Origin of the sequence: Microbacterium sp. ZW T5_45 (assembly GCF_044987415.1) — a bacterium.
Lineage (GTDB): Bacteria > Actinomycetota > Actinomycetes > Actinomycetales > Microbacteriaceae > Microbacterium.
In genome coordinates this window covers 1-18,207 of sequence record NZ_JBJDRJ010000047.1, presented here as the reverse complement: position 1 = coordinate 18,207, position 18,207 = coordinate 1, and the positions used below count along the sequence as shown (strand labels likewise).

Annotated in this window: 15 protein-coding genes; 10 read left to right on the top strand and 5 right to left on the bottom strand. The window is 68.2% G+C overall.

The genetic code is table 11. The features are described 5' to 3' along the window. Positions 1 to 6: 6 nt before the first annotated feature. Positions 7 to 222, bottom strand: coding sequence for a hypothetical protein (locus ACI3KS_RS17510; protein WP_404919817.1), 216 nt, complete (start codon positions 220 to 222; stop codon positions 7 to 9). A 181-nt stretch (positions 223 to 403) separates the two neighbouring features. Here ACI3KS_RS17510 and ACI3KS_RS17505 point away from each other — a divergent pair, with 181 nt between their 5' ends. Next, the gene (locus ACI3KS_RS17505; RefSeq protein WP_404919816.1) at positions 404 to 2,500 is read left to right on the top strand and encodes a type IIA DNA topoisomerase subunit B; all 2,097 of its coding nucleotides are present in this window, start codon (positions 404 to 406) and stop codon (positions 2,498 to 2,500) included. Positions 2,501 to 2,523: 23 nt separating this feature from the next. Beyond that, positions 2,524 to 3,336, top strand: a complete 813-nt coding sequence (locus ACI3KS_RS17500; RefSeq protein WP_404919815.1) for an alpha/beta fold hydrolase — start codon at positions 2,524 to 2,526, stop codon at positions 3,334 to 3,336. An 80-nt stretch (positions 3,337 to 3,416) separates the two neighbouring features. Here the strand turns inward: ACI3KS_RS17500 and ACI3KS_RS17495 are convergent, their stop codons facing one another. Continuing rightward, positions 3,417 to 5,858: a DNA topoisomerase (ATP-hydrolyzing) subunit A gene (locus ACI3KS_RS17495; RefSeq protein ID WP_404919814.1), complete on the bottom strand. Its 2,442-nt coding sequence runs from the start codon at positions 5,856 to 5,858 to the stop codon at positions 3,417 to 3,419. A 59-nt stretch (positions 5,859 to 5,917) separates the two neighbouring features. Here ACI3KS_RS17495 and ACI3KS_RS17490 point away from each other — a divergent pair, with 59 nt between their 5' ends. Continuing rightward, on the top strand, positions 5,918 to 7,039 hold the full coding sequence (locus ACI3KS_RS17490; protein WP_404919813.1) for an alkaline phosphatase family protein: 1,122 nt from the start codon (positions 5,918 to 5,920) through the stop codon (positions 7,037 to 7,039). Between the two features lie 56 nt (positions 7,040 to 7,095). On the opposite strand, the gene sepH is transcribed toward ACI3KS_RS17490, so the two are convergent. Further along, positions 7,096 to 8,145 carry a septation protein SepH gene (sepH, locus tag ACI3KS_RS17485; RefSeq protein WP_404919812.1) on the bottom strand — a complete coding sequence of 350 codons (1,050 nt, stop codon included), beginning with the start codon at positions 8,143 to 8,145 and terminating at the stop codon, positions 7,096 to 7,098. A 200-nt stretch (positions 8,146 to 8,345) separates the two neighbouring features. Here sepH and ACI3KS_RS17480 point away from each other — a divergent pair, with 200 nt between their 5' ends. Further along, entirely contained in the window at positions 8,346 to 8,639 is a 294-nt protein-coding gene (locus ACI3KS_RS17480; protein ID WP_404919811.1) for a DUF4193 domain-containing protein, read from the top strand. A 133-nt stretch (positions 8,640 to 8,772) separates the two neighbouring features. On the opposite strand, the gene ACI3KS_RS17475 is transcribed toward ACI3KS_RS17480, so the two are convergent. After that, a complete protein-coding gene (locus ACI3KS_RS17475; RefSeq protein WP_404919810.1) occupies positions 8,773 to 9,252 on the bottom strand; it encodes a DUF3093 domain-containing protein in 480 nt (159 codons plus the stop codon). 12 nt (positions 9,253 to 9,264) lie between these two features. Here ACI3KS_RS17475 and dut point away from each other — a divergent pair, with 12 nt between their 5' ends. The 5 genes from dut (at position 9,265) to dxs (ending at position 16,193) form a co-directional block, all read left to right on the top strand. Beyond that, positions 9,265 to 9,756, top strand: a complete 492-nt coding sequence (dut, locus tag ACI3KS_RS17470; protein WP_404919809.1) for a dUTP diphosphatase — start codon at positions 9,265 to 9,267, stop codon at positions 9,754 to 9,756. After that, the gene (locus tag ACI3KS_RS17465) at positions 9,749 to 10,336 is read left to right on the top strand and encodes a DUF3710 domain-containing protein (protein ID WP_404919808.1); all 588 of its coding nucleotides are present in this window, start codon (positions 9,749 to 9,751) and stop codon (positions 10,334 to 10,336) included. The genes dut and ACI3KS_RS17465 overlap by 8 nt, the downstream gene beginning before the upstream one ends. Beyond that, complete coding sequence (locus ACI3KS_RS17460; protein WP_404919807.1) at positions 10,333 to 11,109, top strand: DUF3159 domain-containing protein; 777 nt, start codon at positions 10,333 to 10,335, stop codon at positions 11,107 to 11,109. Before ACI3KS_RS17465 ends, ACI3KS_RS17460 begins: the two co-directional genes overlap by 4 nt. Before the next feature lie 108 nt (positions 11,110 to 11,217). Next, a complete protein-coding gene (locus ACI3KS_RS17455; RefSeq protein WP_404919806.1) occupies positions 11,218 to 14,097 on the top strand; it encodes an aconitate hydratase in 2,880 nt (959 codons plus the stop codon). Between the two features lie 155 nt (positions 14,098 to 14,252). Next, the gene (dxs, locus tag ACI3KS_RS17450; RefSeq protein WP_404919805.1) at positions 14,253 to 16,193 is read left to right on the top strand and encodes a 1-deoxy-D-xylulose-5-phosphate synthase; all 1,941 of its coding nucleotides are present in this window, start codon (positions 14,253 to 14,255) and stop codon (positions 16,191 to 16,193) included. Positions 16,194 to 16,211: 18 nt separating this feature from the next. On the opposite strand, the gene ACI3KS_RS17445 is transcribed toward dxs, so the two are convergent. After that, the gene (locus ACI3KS_RS17445; RefSeq protein ID WP_404919804.1) at positions 16,212 to 16,907 is read right to left on the bottom strand and encodes an SPFH domain-containing protein; all 696 of its coding nucleotides are present in this window, start codon (positions 16,905 to 16,907) and stop codon (positions 16,212 to 16,214) included. 177 nt (positions 16,908 to 17,084) lie between these two features. Here ACI3KS_RS17445 and ACI3KS_RS17440 point away from each other — a divergent pair, with 177 nt between their 5' ends. Beyond that, positions 17,085 to 18,026, top strand: a complete 942-nt coding sequence (locus ACI3KS_RS17440; protein ID WP_404919803.1) for a diacylglycerol/lipid kinase family protein — start codon at positions 17,085 to 17,087, stop codon at positions 18,024 to 18,026. Positions 18,027 to 18,207 lie beyond the last annotated feature (181 nt).

The window sequence follows — 18,207 nt, the reverse complement described above, 5'->3', positions numbered from 1 at the left end:
ATCTCGTCAGGCCTCGATGAGGCGGGAGGTCTCGTCGTGCCAGCTGGTGGCGACGCTGCGGAGCTTCTCTTCGTACTTGCGCCCGTGGTGTGCGCAGAAGAGGAGCTCGGAGCCGTTGACCTCCGCGGCGATGTAGGCCTGTGCTCCGCAGGAGTCGCAGCGGTCCATCGCCGTGAGTCGGAACTCGACGGTGGAGGTCTCACGTTCGGTCGTTGCATTCATCTCGGTGCCTCCTTGAGTTCCGGGTCCTCTGTCAGGTGTGCTCAATACAACCACGACCGGGCCTGGTGAATGCCCGGTTTGCGGTGTGTTTCGCTCAGCGCGTACGCCCGCACGGCGGGCTCGGGCATACCGGGGAGTGTCTACGGAACCGGAGCGGATCCGCGGAATAGAATCGGAGATTGTGACCGCCGAGTATTCCGCCCATCATCTCCAGGTGCTCGAAGGGCTCGAAGCCGTCCGCAAGCGCCCCGGCATGTACATCGGATCCAACGGCTCGCCGGGCCTCATGCACTGCCTCTGGGAGATCATCGACAACGCCGTCGATGAGGCCGTCGCAGGCAACGGCTCCAAGATCGACATCCGCCTGCATGCAGACGGCAGCGTCGAAGTGCATGACCGCGGCCGCGGCATCCCCGTCGACGTCGAGCCGCGCACCGGGCTCACCGGCGTCGAGGTCGTGTTCACCAAGCTGCACGCCGGCGGCAAGTTCGGCGGCGGTTCGTACGCGGCATCCGGCGGCCTGCACGGTGTCGGCGCTTCGGTCGTCAACGCTCTGTCGGAGCGTCTCGACGTCGAAGTCGATCGTGGCGGCAAGACCTACGCCATGTCGTTCCATCGCGGCGAGCCCGGGATCTTCGACGATGCCGGCGAGAAGCGCCCCGACGCCCCGTTCACGCCGTTCCGCGACAAGAGCGATCTCCGCGTGATCGGCAAGGCGCCCCGCGGCGTCACCGGGACCCGCATCCGCTACTGGGCCGACGCCCAGATCTTCACGAAGGACGCCGCGTTCCAGCTCGCCGATCTCGAGAACCGGGCGCGTCAGACGGCGTTCCTCGTGCCGGGTCTCGAGATCGTCGTGCGCGATGAGCGCGCCACCGGCGGCGAGGACGCCGCCGCGCCCATCGAGACCTCCTACCACTACGAGGGCGGCATCTCGGAGTTCGTGGACTATCTCGCCACCGACGCTCCGGTGACCGACACGTGGAGGATCCAGGGCGAGGGCACCTTCAAGGAGACCGTTCCGGTGCTGCAGGCCGACGGTCATATGGTCGCGACCGAGGTCGAGCGCGTGTGCGCCGTCGACATCGCCCTGCGGTGGGGGACCGGCTACGACACGACGACCCGCTCGTTCGTCAACATCATCGCGACCCCCAAGGGCGGTACGCACCAACAGGGCTTCGAGCAGGAGCTGCTGAAGGTCCTGCGCGCGCAGGTGGAGCAGAACGCGCGTCGTCTCAAAGTGGGCAACGACAAGCTCGAGAAGGACGATGTGCTCGCAGGACTCACCGCCGTGCTGACGGTGAACGTCCCCGAGCCGCAGTTCGAAGGGCAGACCAAGGAGGTCCTCGGGACTCCCGCGGTACGGCAGATCGTCGCCCAGGTGCTGCGCAAGGACCTCGGTGAGCGTTTCAGCTCCACCAAGCGCGACGACAAGAGCCAGGCGACCCAGCTGCTCGACAAGATCGTCGCCGAGATGAAGGCCCGCGTCTCCGCTCGCGCGCACAAGGAGACCCAGCGCCGCAAGAACGCGCTGGAGTCCTCGACGCTTCCCACCAAGCTGGTCGATTGCCGTACGAACGACGTGGAGCGCAGCGAGCTGTTCATCGTCGAGGGCGACTCGGCGCTGGGCACCGCGAAGAACGCACGCAACAGCGAGTTCCAGGCGCTGCTGCCGATCCGGGGAAAGATCCTCAACGTGCAGAAGGCCTCGGTCGGGGATATGCTCTCGAACGCCGAATGCGCCTCGATCATCCAGGTGATCGGTGCCGGCTCCGGGCGGAGCTTCGACATCAGCGCCGCGCGCTACGGCAAGGTGATCCTCATGAGCGACGCCGACGTGGATGGCGCGCACATCCGGACGCTGCTGCTCACCCTGTTCTTCCGCTACATGCGCCCCCTGATCGAGGAGGGACGCGTCTTCGCCGCCGTGCCTCCGCTGCACCGTGTGATCGTGATGAACCCGGGATCGAAGCCGAACGAGACGATCTACACCTATAGCGAGCAGGAGATGCACGGTCTGCTCGCCAAGCTCCGCAAGGCGGGCAAGCGCTGGCACGAGCCGATCCAGCGCTACAAGGGACTCGGAGAGATGGACGCCGAGCAGCTCGCGAACACCACCATGGACCGCGGTGGGCGTCTGCTCCGCCGCGTGCGGATGGAGGATGCCGAGGCGGCCGGCCGTGTCTTCGAACTGCTGATGGGCAATGAGGTCGCACCGCGGCGCGAGTTCATCATCGACTCCTCCGGTCGTCTGTCGCGCGAGTCGATCGACGCCTGAACGACCGACGGCGGCCGGGCGCGATGCATCTGGATCGGAGACTCGTTCGTCCAGGGGCCGTCATCGCGTTCGCGGATTCCGGCGGTGACGGGCGTCCGGTGCTGCTCACGCATGGAGCGGGCATGGACCACCTCATGTACGACGAGCAGGCTGCGGCACTCCTCGACGCGGGTCACTGGGTCATCCTCTGGGACCTCCGCGGGCACGGCGCGTCGTCGCTCTCCGGACGACCGTTCAGCGCCCGCGATGCACTCGACGACATGCGAGCCGTGGTGGAGGAGGTCGGCGCGACGCCCCCTGTGCTCGTGGGGCATTCCCTGGGAGGAAACCTCGCTCAGGCGCTCGTGCGCGAGAGTCCCCGGGTCGCGAGCGCTCTGGTCGTGATCGACGCGAGCTGGAACGCGGGACCGCTCACCGCCCTCGAGCGACGTGCTCTGCGACTCGCCGCGCCGATGCTCTCCGCCGTCCCTGCCGCGTGGCTGCCGGGCATGATGGCACGTGCGTCGGCGGTATCGCCGGGCGCGATCGAGCGCACACGGCAGACCTTCGCACGCATGCCCAAGGCCGTCTTCCTCGACGTCTGGCGGGCGACGGTGTCTCTGATCTCGCCGGAGCTGGGATACCGCACTCCCGTTCCCCTGGCGCTGATCCGCGGTGGCGAGGACCGAACAGGCAACATCGCCACGGCGATGCCGCGGTGGGCGGCCGCAGAGGGTATCGTCGAGCACATCGTTCCGGATGCCGGTCACGTCGTGACCTGGGATGCTCCGGCGGCGGTGTCGGCGGTTCTGCGACGGATCCTGGAGGAGCCGCGCTTCCGCGTGCCGACGCGCTGAGGGATGCCGAGCGCCGCCCGTCGACGAGGTCGGCACCCACCGCGAACCTCCTCGCGTCCCGGCTCCGACCCGGAGGCCTCTCAGGCGAGCGTGCGTCCGATCGAACCGATGACGCCGTCGATCGGCTGCCCTGAGGCATCGCGCCGTGCGCCGGACTCCGGCAGCTTCCGTACAGCCCCGGTCGGGTCGACCGCGAGCGCGGGCTCGGGACCGACCCAGGCGACCGTGAGCCGATCCTCGCCCTTCAGGAACGCATGCGCCCGCACTCCGCCCGTCGCTCGCCCCTTCGCGGGGTACTCCGCGAAGGACGACACCTTGGCACGACCGGGCTCGGTCCCGGGCAGGGCACTGTCGCCGCCCGACACCGTGGCGACCACAGCATCCGCTTCCGGGGCCACCGCCCCGAAATGCAGCACCGTGGCGCCGGCACTGAGCTTGATGCCCGCCATGCCGCCGGCCGGCGCACCCTGCGGGCGCACGGTCGACGCCGCGAAGCGCAGCAGTTGCGCGTCCGTCGTCACGAACACGAGCTCCGTGTCGTCGGAAGCCTCTGCGGCACCGACGACGGTGTCGCCGGGTTTCATCCCGATGATCTCGACCTCGGGGCGCACGGGGAGGGCCGTCGGCACGATGCGCTTGACTGTGCCCTGGGCGGTGCCGAGAGCGATCGGCGTCTCACTGGCGAAGTCGAGGAATCCGAGGATCCGTTCGCCCTTGGTCGTGATGCCGAGGTAGTCGCGCACGGGCGTGCCCGCGCCGAGCTGCACGGATGACGAGGGGACGGACGGCAGATCGACAGGGGAGAATCGCACCACCCGTCCGGCGCTGGTGATCGCGCCGATCTCCGCGCGGACCGTGGTGGAGATGGTCGTGAGGATCGCGTCGTGCTTGCTGCGCCTGGCCGCCGCGGCGAGCTCCTGCCCCTCCGCGAGGTCGACGCGCACCGCGCGACCGGTGGTGGAGAGCACGAGCACGGTCGGAGCATCCGCGATCTGCAGATCCACCGCGCCCTTCGACGCACGCGGCTTCGGCGGGGCGGCGTTCATCAGCAGCGTGCGGCGAGGCGTCCCGTAGGCGTCGGCCACCGCGTCGAGCTCTTTCGCGACCGCAGCGCGCAGCAGCGCGGGGCTCGCGAGCAGCTCCTGGAGCGCGGCGATCTCGGCGCGCAGGGCGTCGCGCTCGGCCTCCAGCTCGATGCGGGAGAACTTGGTGAGGCGGCGCAGACGCAGCTCGAGGATGTACTCGGCCTGCAGTTCGCTCAGATCGAAGACCGAGCGCAGACGGCTGCGGGCCTGCTCGGAATCGTCGGACGACCGGATGACCTGGATGACCTCGTCGATGTCGAGGATCGCGATGAGCAGACCCTCGACGAGGTGCAGACGCTCCTCACGTCGAGCCAGCCGGTAGCGACTGCGACGCGTGATCACCTCGAGGCGGTGCGCGACGTAGACGCTGAGCATGTCCTTGAGACCGAGCGTGCGCGGCTGACCGTCGACGAGGGCGACGTTGTTGATGCTGAAGGAGTCCTCCAGCGGGGTGAGCCGGTACAGCTGCTCGAGGACCGCGTTCGGGTCGAACCCGGTCTTGATGCCGATCGACACGCGCAGGCCGTGGTTGCGATCGGTGAGGTCGGTGACGTCGCTGATTCCCTGGAGCTTCTTGGACTGCACCGCGTCGCGGATCTTCTCGATCAGACGTTCGGGGCCGACCATGTACGGCAGCTCCGAGACGATGATCCCGGTGCGGCGCGGTCCGATCGACTCGACCGAGACCTTGCCGCGCACCTTCAGCGCTCCACGCCCGTTCGCATAGGCGTCCTTGACACCATCGAGGCCCATCAGCACTCCGCCGGAGGGGAAGTCGGGTCCGGGGACGAACTCCATGAGCTCTTCCGTGGTCGCATCCGGATGTTCGAGGAGGTGCATCGCGGCCGCGACGACCTCGATGAGGTTGTGCGGCGCCATGTTCGTCGCCATGCCGACGGCGATGCCGCTGGCTCCGTTGACGAGCAGGTTCGGGAACGCCGCGGGCAGGACGGCCGGCTGCTGGAACTGGCCGTCGTAGTTCGGGATGAAGTCGACGACGTCCTCGTCGAGGTTCTCCGTGAGCGACATCGCCGGCGAAGCGAGCCGTGCCTCGGTGTACCGCGCGGCCGCGGGGCCGTCGTCGAGGGATCCGAAGTTGCCGTGTCCGTCGACCAGGGGAACACGCAGCGCCCATTCCTGGGCGAGACGGACGAGGGCGTCGTAGATCGCGGTGTCGCCGTGAGGGTGCAGCTTTCCCATCACCTCGCCGACGACACGAGCACTCTTCACGTGACCGCGGTCGGGGCGCAGACCCATCTCCGCCATCTGGTACAGGATGCGACGCTGCACGGGCTTCAGGCCGTCACGAGCATCGGGAAGCGCCCGCGAGTAGATCACCGAGTACGCGTACTCGAGGAAGGAGCCCTGCATCTCGCTTTCGAGATCGATGTCCTGGATTCGTTCCGGAGCGAGCTCGGGCGGCGGGGTCTTCGGCATGGCCATCCTGGGTGATGCGGGCTGAGGGCGTCGGGGGAGCCTGTGTCAGACTGGCTCGGATGCCTCTCATGCTACCGTCCGAGTCCCCGACATCCCGGAGCATCGTCGGGGTGGCGGCCGACCTGTTCGCGAGCCTGCGCGGTGAGTCGCCGAGCCTGCCGCGCGCGGATTCGGTGGTCCTCGTGCTCATCGATGGGCTGGGCGCGATCGCCCTTCGTGCCCACGCCGGTCACGCCCGCGCTCTGACGGCGGGAATGGGCAAGAAGGACGTCGCTCATTCGGTGTTCCCCTCGACCACTGCGGCGGCGCTCACCAGCCTGCTGACCGGTGTGTGGCCGGGCGAGCACGGTCTGGTCGGCTATCGCGTGCTCGATCGTGCACGGGATGTGCTCGTCAATCAGCTCTCCGGCTGGGAGGGCGACGGCATCGATCCGATGAGCTGGCAGGCAGCGCCGACGATCTTCGAGAGCGCGGACGCCGAAGGGCGCCCGGCTTTCGCCGTCGGAGTCGCCGCCTATGCGGGCAGCGGCTTCAGCAGGGCTACCCTGCGCGGAGCGGAGTTCGCCTCCGCGCCGACGCCGTCGGAGCGCATTGCCGCGGCGTACGACCTCGCCGAACGGCATCCGGGATCGATCGTCTACTGCTACCTGCCAGAGGTCGATAAAGCAGGGCACAAGCACGGCGTCGATTCGCATGCCTGGGTCGCCGCGCTGGAGGACATCGATGCAGCTCTGTCGCAGCGAGTGCCACCAGGGGTCGGCGTGCTCGTCACCGCGGACCACGGCATGGTCGATGTGCCGGCCGCACGCCAGATCGTGCTCGACGAGGGACATGTGAAGGACGTGCGACACATCGGCGGCGAGCCACGCATGCTGCATGTCTATCTCGAGCCGGATGCCGATGCGGACAGCGTGATCGGTCGATGGCGGCAGGACCTCGAGGGGCTCGCGGACGTCGCCGGCCGTGCGGAGGCGATCGGAGCCGGGCTGTTCGGGCCCCGCGTCAGCGTGACCGCCGCGGAGCGCATCGGAGACCTGATCGTCGTCCCCCGCGGCAACCGCGCGATGTACGACGGCACCGCCACGGATCAGCGCAGTCGGGGCATGGTCGGGCAACACGGCGGACTCACACCCGAGGAACGTCAGGTCCCGTGGCTGCGCCTCGGTGCTTTCGTCCGTTGAGACTCTTGTTCACCGTCGGCGGTGGCGGGGATTCGCTCACCGCGTGACGGCGGCGGTCACTCGTCGGTGCGGGCTCCGAAGACGATCTCGTCCCACGACGGCATCGCGTTGCGTCGGCGACGATTGCGCCCGGTGTCCTGCGGTTCGGGAGCCGACGGCGTCTCGTCCTCGGGCTCCTCATCCGCCGTGTCGAGGCCGTCGAAGATCGCGATCGGGTTCGGCTCCGCCTCGACAGGTGCGGGGGAGTATGCGGGCTCCACGTCGAGAACGGGTGCGCTCTCACGCTGGCCGCGTCGACGGCGCAGCGCTTCCAGCAGGTCGGCGGTCTCGGGGCTCGTGGTCGCGGATTCGGGAGCTCGCTTGATGGCGGCATCCTGCGCGGCGGAATTCGAGCGCTCGGGAAGTGCGGGCTCCTCGACGGACTCCGGAGCGGTCGGGACCAGGCGGGGGCCGAAGGCGCCGGAGTCGAACCTGCTCTCGTCCTTGTAGGGCGATGCGGGGCGCTCGCTGTCGACTGCGCGAAGGCGAGGGATGAGCCCCTCGGGCAGAGAGCCCTGACGCGACAGCTGGATCGCGTCGGCATTCAGTGGAGCGAGGGCGCTGCGGCGCGGGTCGAAGCTCCACCGGGCGTCGTGGTCGACGTCGTTCGCGGTGAACTCGAGCTTGACGATCCAGCCCGATTCCTCCTTCCAGCTCGCCCAGCGCTCGGCGGATGCCGGAAGCTCGGCGAGCTTCGCCCGGATGGCGGTGCCGAACGTCGGCTGGGCATCGGGCTCGACCTCGCTGCCGATCAACACCGGCACGGCCAGCGCCTGGTCGATGACATGCTCGCGCTCGGCGAGCACAGGACCCTCGAAGCGTTCGACGTCGTCGACGCCGATGCCGAGGAGTTCGGCGACTTCGGGTGCGGTCAGACCGGCGCGGATCTGCGCCTGGATGTCACGGGGACTCGCCGCGAGCTTCTGGGCGGTCGGCTCGTTCTGTCGGGTCGCGCGACGGATCTCGCGGTGCAGCACGTCATCGATGGGGAGCGCGAACCGCGTGCCCGACTCGGTCGCGAGTACGAGAACTCCTGCTTCTGTGCCGACGATAGTGACGTTTTCCATGCGAATGCCCCTCTGATGGGTGTCCGTTCATGGTGTCACGCAGGGGCCGTCGTGGGCGGGAATAGCGTGGGCGTGCCGTGAGTTTGATCGGTCGTGGGCGCGGGCATTTGCGAAATGCTCGCGGGTCATGCAAACTATGGCCGCCGATTACCCGACGGCATCCCCCAACCACTCGCACCATGAAAGTGGAGATTTACCACATGGCAACCGATTACGACGCTCCCCGCAAGAGTGAAGACGACTCCGAGTCGATCGAAGCCCTCAAGGAGCGTGTGCCGGACAAGAACTCCGGTTCGACGGGAGACGAGGACGCGGACAACCCGTCCAGCTTCGATCTCCCCGGTGCCGACCTCTCCGACCTCGAGCTCGATGTCGTCGTCCTGCCCGCGCAGGAGGACGAGTTCACCTGCATGAGCTGCTTCCTCGTGAAGCACCGCTCGCAGCTCGACCACGAGGGCGCGTCCGGCCCGATCTGCAAGGAGTGCGCTGCCTGATCGCAGCGTCGAACGATCGTCACGCGTCTTGGGCCCTCCGGCCCAGGGCGCGTCGTCGTATCCAGGCTGATTCGCGGGTCGTCCGACGGCGAACGTCGGTACGCGGAGCGCACCGTCGCAGGATGCTGCGGGATCAGTTCCCGGATGCCGCGGGTCGCGCCGCACGGATCGCCGCCGCGAGGCGGTCGGGGGTCCGGGAGGAGATCGTCCAGGTGTCGACGGGATCGTCCGGATCGATGTTCGGCACGACGACCACGCCGTCGATGCCGCCGCGGATGAGGTGCCAACCTCGCGCCGGGAGCTTCGGCCCTCGCGCAGCCCGCGCCTCTTCGCCGGTCAGTGCCACCGGATCGCCGAGGAAGCGGGCATCGATGTGCGCCCGTCCCGATCGCAGGACCGAGCCGTCGACGCTGATCGACGGTGCGAGCAGGATGAACGCCGCGACGAACAGTGGGATCGCCACGACGCCGAAGACCAGTGCGAATGTCGGCCATACGGGGAGGAAGATGATCGATGCGACGGGGCCGGCGACGGCCGCGGTCACGAGCAGCCACAGGCTCGGCGACAGCCGCTCTCGGTAGGCGGGACGTGTCTGCGGGGTGCGGTTCTGCATTAGCCTCAGGGGGTGACTGAATCGGTTGACGTCCCCATTATCGCCCCTGTGCTCGACGGCGCGACGGTGGTGCCAACGTACTCGCACCCCGGAGACGCCGGAGCGGACCTCGTCGCCGCGGAAGCCGTGCACCTCGAGCCGGGGGAGCGCGCGCTCGTCGCGACCGGTGTCCGCATCGCCCTACCCGACGGCTACGTGGCGTTCGTCGTCCCCCGCAGCGGTCTCGCCGCCAAGCACGGGATCTCGATCGTGAACTCCCCCGGAACGGTCGATGCCGGGTACCGCGGGGAGATCAAGGTGAGCCTGATCAACACCGACATCCGCAGCGCGTACGATGTGGCCATCGGCGATCGCATCGCGCAGCTGATCATCATGCCGGTGACCCGTGCCGAGTTCATCCCCGTCGAGGAGCTGCCAGACAGCGCCCGCGGTGAGGGAGGATTCGGTTCCACCGGTTACCAGGCAGGTAACGAACACACCCCAGCAGGGCAGGCCAATGACTGACAACAACGCCACTCCTTCGAAGTCGGCGCCCATCGATCGGGCGACCGAGGGCCCTCTCGACGACTCCGAGGCGAATCCCGTCCGTCCGTACATCGATCTCGGCGGCATCAAGATCCTTCCGCGCGAGGGCCTCAATCTGCGCCTCGAGGTCGAGGAGCAGAGCAAGCGCATCGTCGCGGTCGGGCTCGACTACGCCGATTCCTCCCTGCAGGTGCAGCCCTTCGCGGCGCCGCGCTCGGGCGGGCTGTGGGATGAGACCCGCGTGCAGCTGCGCGACCAGGTGCGGACGCAGGGGGGGCGTGTCGAAGAGCGCGACGGCCCGCTCGGCAAGGAACTGCTCGCCGAGGTGCCGGCTCCCGCGAACGAGGGATCCGGCCTGCGCCTGGCCCGCTTCGTCGGCGTCGACGGCCCGCGCTGGTTCCTGCGCGGCGTGATCGGTGGTGCAGCGGCATCCGACCTTGAAGCGGCGGAGAAGGTCGAGGACCTGTTTCGGTCCATCGTCGTCGTCCGCGGCGGGGCGCCCATGCCCCCGCGCGATCTCATCCCGCTGAAGATGCCGGCCACGCCGGGCTCCGCGTGAGCACCTTTCCCGCGCCGTCGGAGCCGGACTCGACCTCGTCGGATCCCGCACTCACGCCGCCGGCACCCGAGCCGAGTGCATCCCAGATCCTGGGTGCGGCACTCGGGGGAGCGGCACGTCGTGCCGGCATCGATCCGAACGATGGGTCCAGCACGCAACAGGTCGTCTGGTCCGCCATCGGCGGCTGGCGCGGCATCCTGGAATCGATCATCCCGAGCCTCGCCTTCGTCGTTCTGTTCACCATCAAGCCGGAGCCGCTGATCCTCGCGCTCGGTGTCTCCGTCGGTCTCGCCGCGGTGTTCACGGTCGTCCGCCTTCTGCAGAAGTCGCCGCCGTCTGCGGCCATCGGCGGTCTTGTCGCGGCGGGAGCCGCTGCGGCGCTCGCTCTGTTCACCGGACGTGGCCAGGACAACTTCGTCCCCGGCCTCATCACGAACGCGGCCTACGGCACCGTGCTCCTGGTGACCACCCTGATCGGCTGGTCCCTGATCGGCATCGCCGCCGGCTTCCTCACGGGCGAGGCGACGGCATGGCGTCAGGACCGTCGCAAGCGCAGGGCATTCTTCTGGCTGGGCATCGCCTGGTCCGCGCTCTTCTTCGCTCGCCTCGCCGTGCAGCTTCCGCTGTATCTGGCCGAGGAGGTCACGGCCCTCGGCACTCTCAAGCTGATCATGGGGCTTCCCCTGTTCGCCCCGTTGATCGCCGTCACCTGGCTGGTCGTGCGGGCTCTGTATCCGCGCGAGCCGGATGCCGGAGAGCCCGATAAAGCGTGATAGATTTATCTTGACATCAAGATAAATTGCAGGCTTTCGCCCGAGGGCTGTGCGGAGCAGACTGGTTAGGTCCGCCTTGCTAGCCGCAAGGGCTCGCTGGCGAGCAAGATGGAGGCGCCTGTCGCTCCCATCCGAATAGAAGGAGACGGATTCGTGTCCACGGTGAACAGCTTCGGTGCCCAGAGCACCCTGACGGTCGGCAGCACCGACTACGAGATCTTCCGCATCGACACGGTGCCCGGTTTCGACAAGCTCCCCTTCAGCCTCAAGGTGCTCCTCGAGAACCTGCTGCGCACCGAGGACGGTGCGAATGTGACGAAGGCGCAGATCGAGGCTCTCGGCTCGTGGGACGCCTCGGCCGAGCCGAACACCGAGATCCAGTTCACGCCGGCGCGCGTGGTCATGCAGGACTTCACCGGCGTTCCCTGCATCGTCGACCTCGCCACCATGCGCGAGGCCGTCACCGCTCTCGGCGGCGATGCCAACAAGATCAACCCGCTCTCGCCCGCGGAGATGGTGATCGACCACTCCGTCATCGCCGACCTGTTCGGCTCCGAGAACGCCCTCGAGCGCAACGTCGAGATCGAGTACGAGCGCAACGGCGAGCGCTACCAGTTCCTGCGCTGGGGGCAGACCGCCTTCCAGGACTTCAAGGTCGTCCCGCCCGGGACCGGCATCGTCCACCAGGTGAACATCGAGCACCTGGCCAAGGTCATCTACGACCGCACCGTCGACGGCGTCCTGCGCGCCTACCCCGACACCTGTGTCGGCACCGACTCGCACACGACGATGGTCAACGGCCTCGGCGTGCTGGGCTGGGGCGTCGGTGGCATCGAGGCCGAGGCCGCCATGCTCGGTCAGCCCGTCTCGATGCTCATCCCGCGCGTCGTCGGCTTCAAGCTGACCGGCGAGATCCCCGCCGGTGTCACGGCCACCGACGTCGTCCTCACGATCACCGACATGCTGCGCAAGCACGGCGTCGTCGGCAAGTTCGTCGAGTTCTACGGCGCGGGCGTGGCCTCCGTGCCGCTCGCGAACCGCGCCACCATCGGCAACATGTCGCCGGAGTTCGGCTCCACCGCGGCGATGTTCCCGATCGACGACGTCACACTCGACTACCTGCGACTCACCGGTCGCCCGGAGGAGACCGTGGCGCTGGTCGAGGCCTACGCCAAGGAGCAGAAGCTCTGGCACGACGCGTCCAACGAGCCCAACTTCAGCGAGTACCTCGAGCTCGACCTCGGCACCGTCGTGCCGTCGATCGCCGGCCCGAAGCGCCCCCAGGACCGCATCCTGCTGTCGGAGGCGAAGACGCAGTTCGAGCAGGACATCCTCAACTACGCGACCGCCTCGACGAGCGACGACATCGTCGATCTCGAGTCGAAGCACTCCTTCCCGGCATCCGACCCCGGTCAGGTCCCCGGTGAGGAGGAGCCGACCACGCGTCCGGTGCACATCTCCAGCGGCGCACCCGCGAACGCCTCGAACCCGGTCCCGGTGACCACTCCGGCCGGCGAGAAGTACATCCTCGACAACGGAGCGGTGACCCTCGCGGCCATCACCTCGTGCACCAACACGTCGAACCCCTCGGTCATGATCGCGGCCGGTCTCGTCGCCCGCAAGGCCCTGCAGAAGGGTCTCAAGCAGAAGCCCTGGGTCAAGACCACCCTCGGCCCCGGGTCGAAGGTCGTCACCGACTACTACGAGAAGTCCGGTCTCGACAAGGACCTCGAGGGTCTCGGCTTCTACACCGTCGGCTACGGCTGCACGATCTGCATCGGAAACTCCGGTCCGCTGATCGAAGAGGTCTCCACCGCGATCAACGAGCACGACCTCGCCGTCACAGCCGTCCTCTCGGGCAACCGCAACTTCGAGGGTCGCATCAGCCCCGACGTGAAGATGAACTACCTCGCGAGCCCGCCGCTCGTGATCGCTTACGCCCTGGCAGGGTCGATGCACTTCGACTTCGAGAACGACGCGCTGGGCCAGGACCCCGAGGGCAACGACGTCTTCCTGAAGGACATCTGGCCCTCGCCCGACGAGGTGCAGGAGATCGTCGACTCCTCGATCTCGCGTGACCAGTTCATCAAGCAGTACGCGACCGTCTTCGACGGGGACGAGCGCTGGCGCAACCTCCCCACGCCCGAGGACGACACGTTCCAGTGGGATGAGAACTCGACCTACGTGCGCAAGGCGCCGTACTTCGACGGTATGACGATGGAACTCACCCCGGTCGCCGACATCCATGGCGCCCGCGTGATGGCCACCCTCGGCGACTCGGTCACGACCGACCACATCTCGCCGGCGGGAAACATCAAGCCGGGGACGCCCGCCGCGCAGTACCTCACCGAGCACGGCGTCGACCGCAAGGACTTCAACTCGTTCGGATCGCGCCGAGGCAACCACGAGGTCATGATCCGCGGCACGTTCGCGAACATCCGCCTGAAGAACCTGCTGGTCGCGGCCGTCAACGACGGCCAGGTCGTCGAGGGCGGTTTCACTCGCGACTTCACCCAGCCGGAGGGTCCGCAGTCGTACATCTACGACGCGAGCCAGAACTACCAGGCCGAGGGCACGCCGCTGGTCATCTTCGGTGGCAAGGAGTACGGCTCCGGTTCATCGCGCGACTGGGCGGCCAAGGGCACCAGCCTGCTGGGCGTCAAGGCGGTCATCACCGAGAGCTTCGAGCGCATCCATCGCTCGAACCTCATCGGCATGGGCGTCGTCCCGCTGCAGTTCCCCGCGGGTGAGAGCTGGGAGTCCCTGGGCCTGGACGGCACCGAGATCGTCTCGATCACGGGTCTCGAAGAGCTCAACAACGGCGTCACGCCGAAGACCGTCCGCGTCACGGCCACCCCGAGCGAGCACTCGCCCGAGGGCAAGCAGACCGTCGAGTTCGACGCCGTCGTGCGCATCGACACCCCCGGTGAGGCGGACTACTACCGCAACGGCGGAATCCTGCAGTACGTGCTGCGCTCGCTCGTCTGATCGGCGACGCACGAAGGGCCTGGATCGCTCGATCCGGGCCCTTCGTCGTCTGTCAAGCCCCGTGGGTCACCGGGCTTTCCCTGGTTGCCCGCGATAGGATCGACCGTCGGCCGAACCGGAAACGGCCGTCGCTACGGTGCCTTGAGGAGGTGCAGATGCCGATTCTTCCGAGCATCTCAGGACCCCGTGATCTCGATGGACTCTCGGTCGCGCAGCTCGAAGAGCTGGCAGCGGAGATCCGCGAGTTCCTCGTCGAGAACGTCGCCCGCACAGGTGGCCATCTCGGCCCCAACCTCGGCGTCGTCGAACTGACGATCGCTCTGCATCGAGTGTTCTCGTCTCCCGACGACCCTTTCATCTTCGACACCGGGCACCAGTCATACGTGCACAAGGTGCTCACCGGCCGTCAGGACTTCTCGCAGCTCCGGGTGCGTGGCGGCCTTGCCGGCTACCCGCAGCGCGGCGAGAGCCCGCATGACGTGGTGGAGTCCTCGCACGCCTCGAGCTCCCTCAGCTGGGCCGACGGCGTCTCGCGCGCGCTGACCGCGACGGGTCGCGCCGACCGGCACGTCGTCGCCGTCGTCGGCGACGGCGCTCTGACCGGTGGGATGACCTGGGAGGCGCTCAACAACATCTCCGACGACAACGACCGCAACCTCGTCATCGTCGTGAACGACAACGGGCGCTCGTACGCGCCCACCATCGGCGGCATGTCGCGCTATCTGAATCGTGTGCGCACCGCTGCCGCCTACAAGGATCTGCACCGCAAGTCCGACCGTTTCTTCCGCGCGTTCGGCCCTGTCGGCCGGGCGGTGTTCCGTGGCGTCCGTGGCGGCACGCACGGGTTCCTCTCGCGCTTCACGAACAACGAGGCGCTGTACTCGAACCTCGACATCAAGTATCTGGGCCCGGTCGACGGCCACGACATCCCGGCACTCATCGAGACGCTCGAACTCGCCAAGTCCTACGGCGCTCCGGTCATCGTCCACGCGATCACCGAGAAGGGGCGCGGCTACCAGCCAGCCCGCGATGACGAAGCCGACCAGTTCCACGCTGTCGGGAAGATCGACCCGGTGACAGGGGAGACCCTGGGGTCCGGCGGTCTCGGATGGACCGATGTCTTCTCGGATGCGCTGGTCGAGGTCGGCGAGCGACGGGACGACGTGATCGCGATCACGGCCGCAATGCTGCGACCGACGGGTCTCGCCCCGTTCGCCGAGCGATTCCCCGATCGCGTCTATGACGTCGGCATCGCCGAGCAGCACGCGGTCGCCTCCGCCGCGGGACTCGCCTACGGGGGCTTGCATCCGATCGTCGCGGTCTACGCGACGTTCATGGGGCGTGCCTTCGACCAGGTGCTCATGGATGTGGCTCTGCATCGCGCCGGCGTCACGTTCGTCCTCGACCGCGCCGGAGTGACCGGGCCTGACGGCCCCAGCCACCACGGCATGTGGGACCTCGCGATGCTGCACATCGTGCCGCACATCCGAATCGCCGCTCCACGTGACGGAGCGCGTCTGCGTGAAGCCCTCGACGAGGCGGTGCTCGTGGGCGACGCTCCCACGGTGATCCGCTTCCCGAAGGGCGAGGTCGCCGCGGAACTTCCGGCCATCGAGAGACTGCACGACGGCGTCGACGTGCTCGGTCGTGGTGAGGCCGAGGACGTCCTGATCGTTGCCATCGGACCGTTCGCCGCCCTCGCGATGGATGTCGCAGAGCGGCTCCGCGCCCAGGGCATCGGCGCGACCGTGATCGATCCGCGCTGGGCAGTACCCGTGCAGCCGTCGGTCGTGGAGCTCGCGGGACGCCACCGACTCGTGATCACCCTCGAGGACGGCATCCGCGTGGGAGGCATCGGTACGCGCGTGCGTCAGGTGCTCCGCGAGGCGGGCGTGGACACGGCGGTCGACGAGCTCGGGCTCCCTGACGAGTTCATCGACCACGCGTCACGCGATCAGGTGCTGGCGGATGCCGGCCTTACGCCGGCGAAGATCGCCCAGGACGTCGTCTCCCAGGTGCTGGGGACCCGCATCCCGGTCGCGCGCCATGCCGGCGAGACCGGAGCGATCGAACTCCCGCTGCACGAACAGCGCTGAGGACGCGAGCGATGCGCGTCAGTTGAGTGCGTGCAGAGCGGCGACAGCATCCGCCGAGCGATCGGTGTCGCGCATCGCGGTCGACAGCAGATAGCCGTCGGTGAGCGCGTCGCCGGTCACCATCACGCGGACCAGCTCGACGCCGCAGGCCCGGCGGACCTCGTCGGCGCTCGCGGCGATCACCCGGGTGTTGATCTCGTCGTTGTGCGGCAGGTCCGCGCCATCGAGGCCCCGTACGACATCTCGCAGCGCCGCGCCGACGATGTTCGACGCGCGTTCCTTGACGTTCACGACATCGAGTTCGAACACCCGCAGGTCGCGACCCGTCGGTATCGGACGCCACTCGAACGAGGCGTGCACCCGGTGCTGATGCCCGCTCGCACCGGTCATCTCGCGCGCGGGCAGATCGGTGGCCCGGCAGCGCACATCGATGAGCTTGTACCAGTAGAACAGCGGGAAGGCTCCGTGCGAGCCAGGATCGAGGACGACGACCTCGCCGACGGCGCCGCCCCGACTGCGCGGGCGTCGCGCCGGGCGGTTCCGGATGATCGGCTTCCCGTTCCTGGTCCGGATCGCCGCCCAGCCTTCGTCGACCGTGACGACGAAGATCTTCAGCAGTGCGGGGAAGACCAGCAGGATCGTCAGGATCGCCGTGCCGCCTTTCAGCAGCCCCGACATTCCCTTGCCTCCGAGGAGCGAGAGGATCATGTCCATGCCCCTACTGTGCACTGTCTTCAGCAGGGTGGCGTGCGTGCACGGTGCCGCCGCCGGGGTGTTCATCCGCTGTTCCCTGCGGGTTCTTCCAGGAGCCCCCACTCGGATGCACGATGCTCAGCGAACGACTCGACTCCGGATGCTGCCCGGAGAGCCGCCCGCGCACGGGCATACTGAGTGCAGAGCGCGGTGATCCCTACCGCTTCGCGAGGACCGGAGGCATCGGTGGGAGCGCACATCGTGGTGCTGTCGAATCCGACGGCGGGCAGAGGACGGGCTCGGCGAGCGGCTGCGGCGGTCGCGGACAGGCTCCGCGGCAGGGGTCACGACGTCCGAGTCGTGGCCGGGGACTCAGCCGCTGCGACCCGGATGCTGGCAGTGCAGGCGCTGGAAGCGGCGCCATCCCTCCTGGTCGTCGTCGGGGGAGACGGAACGCTGTCCTGCGTCCTCGACATCCTCGTCGACCATGACGTGCCGATGGTCCTGATACCGGCGGGCACCGGCAACGACCTCGCCCGTTCGCTGCGAGTGCCACTCGACCCGATCGCCGCCGCCGACGTCGCGCTCGACGGAGTCCCGCGCCGGGTCGACGTCGGAGAGGTCCGCAGCGCTGAGGGCGTCCGGCCGTTCGTCACGGTCGCCGCACTGGGTTTCGATGCGCGTGTCAGCGATCGGACGGACCGGCTGCGGTGGCCCCGAGGACCGCTGCGCTACTACCTGGCCCTGGTGATCGAGCTGCTGCGTCTTCGGCCGGTGCAGCTCGACGTCGCGATCGACGGCGAACCGGTCGAGCGGATGCCGTCGACCCTGATCGCCGTCGGCAACACCGCGAGTTACGGAGGGGGTATGCCGATCTGTGCCGACGCCGAGCCGGATGACGGTGCCCTCGACGTGGTGCGGGTGCGCCCGTTGGGGCGCCTGCGGCTGCTGCGGCTGTTCCCTCAGCTCCTTCGCGGGCGTCATCTCGGGCTCCGCGAGGTGACGCATCGACGCGCATACTCCGTCTACGTGTCCGCTCCCGATCTGCTGGTCTATGCGGACGGGGAGCGTGTGGCGCGGGACTCCTGCACCATCGGCATCCGCCCCGCCGCGCTCACCGTCCTGGTGCCGCGCGTCTGACGTCCCGCCCCGAGCCCAGGACAGGTCAACCGCGCGAGAACAGGAAAGAAACCGTTGGGGTGCCCCTGTGATGGTGGAGTCTGGTCCTGATGGATGAGATGAGTGATGAGCGTGGGAAGAGGCCGCCGATCAGGAGGGTGCAATACACGCCTGCGGAGCGGGCGGAGGCGGTGCGGATCGT

What these genes read in the sequence shown, in the direction of transcription:
- ACI3KS_RS17465 (WP_404919808.1), top strand. Translation starts at nt 9,749, where the DNA reads ATGACTGACAACAACGCCACTCCTTCGAAGTCGGCGCCCATCGATCGG.
- ACI3KS_RS17445 (WP_404919804.1), bottom strand. Translation starts at nt 16,907, where the DNA reads ATGGACATGATCCTCTCGCTCCTCGGAGGCAAGGGAATGTCGGGGCTG.
- ACI3KS_RS17510 (WP_404919817.1), bottom strand. Translation starts at nt 222, where the DNA reads ATGAATGCAACGACCGAACGTGAGACCTCCACCGTCGAGTTCCGACTC.
- sepH (WP_404919812.1), bottom strand. Translation starts at nt 8,145, where the DNA reads ATGGAAAACGTCACTATCGTCGGCACAGAAGCAGGAGTTCTCGTACTC.
- dxs (WP_404919805.1), top strand. Translation starts at nt 14,253, where the DNA reads ATGCCGATTCTTCCGAGCATCTCAGGACCCCGTGATCTCGATGGACTC.
- ACI3KS_RS17495 (WP_404919814.1), bottom strand. Translation starts at nt 5,858, where the DNA reads ATGCCGAAGACCCCGCCGCCCGAGCTCGCTCCGGAACGAATCCAGGAC.
- ACI3KS_RS17475 (WP_404919810.1), bottom strand. Translation starts at nt 9,252, where the DNA reads ATGCAGAACCGCACCCCGCAGACACGTCCCGCCTACCGAGAGCGGCTG.
- ACI3KS_RS17480 (WP_404919811.1), top strand. Translation starts at nt 8,346, where the DNA reads ATGGCAACCGATTACGACGCTCCCCGCAAGAGTGAAGACGACTCCGAG.
- ACI3KS_RS17455 (WP_404919806.1), top strand. Translation starts at nt 11,218, where the DNA reads ATGGAGGCGCCTGTCGCTCCCATCCGAATAGAAGGAGACGGATTCGTG.
- ACI3KS_RS17500 (WP_404919815.1), top strand. Translation starts at nt 2,524, where the DNA reads ATGCATCTGGATCGGAGACTCGTTCGTCCAGGGGCCGTCATCGCGTTC.
- ACI3KS_RS17490 (WP_404919813.1), top strand. Translation starts at nt 5,918, where the DNA reads ATGCCTCTCATGCTACCGTCCGAGTCCCCGACATCCCGGAGCATCGTC.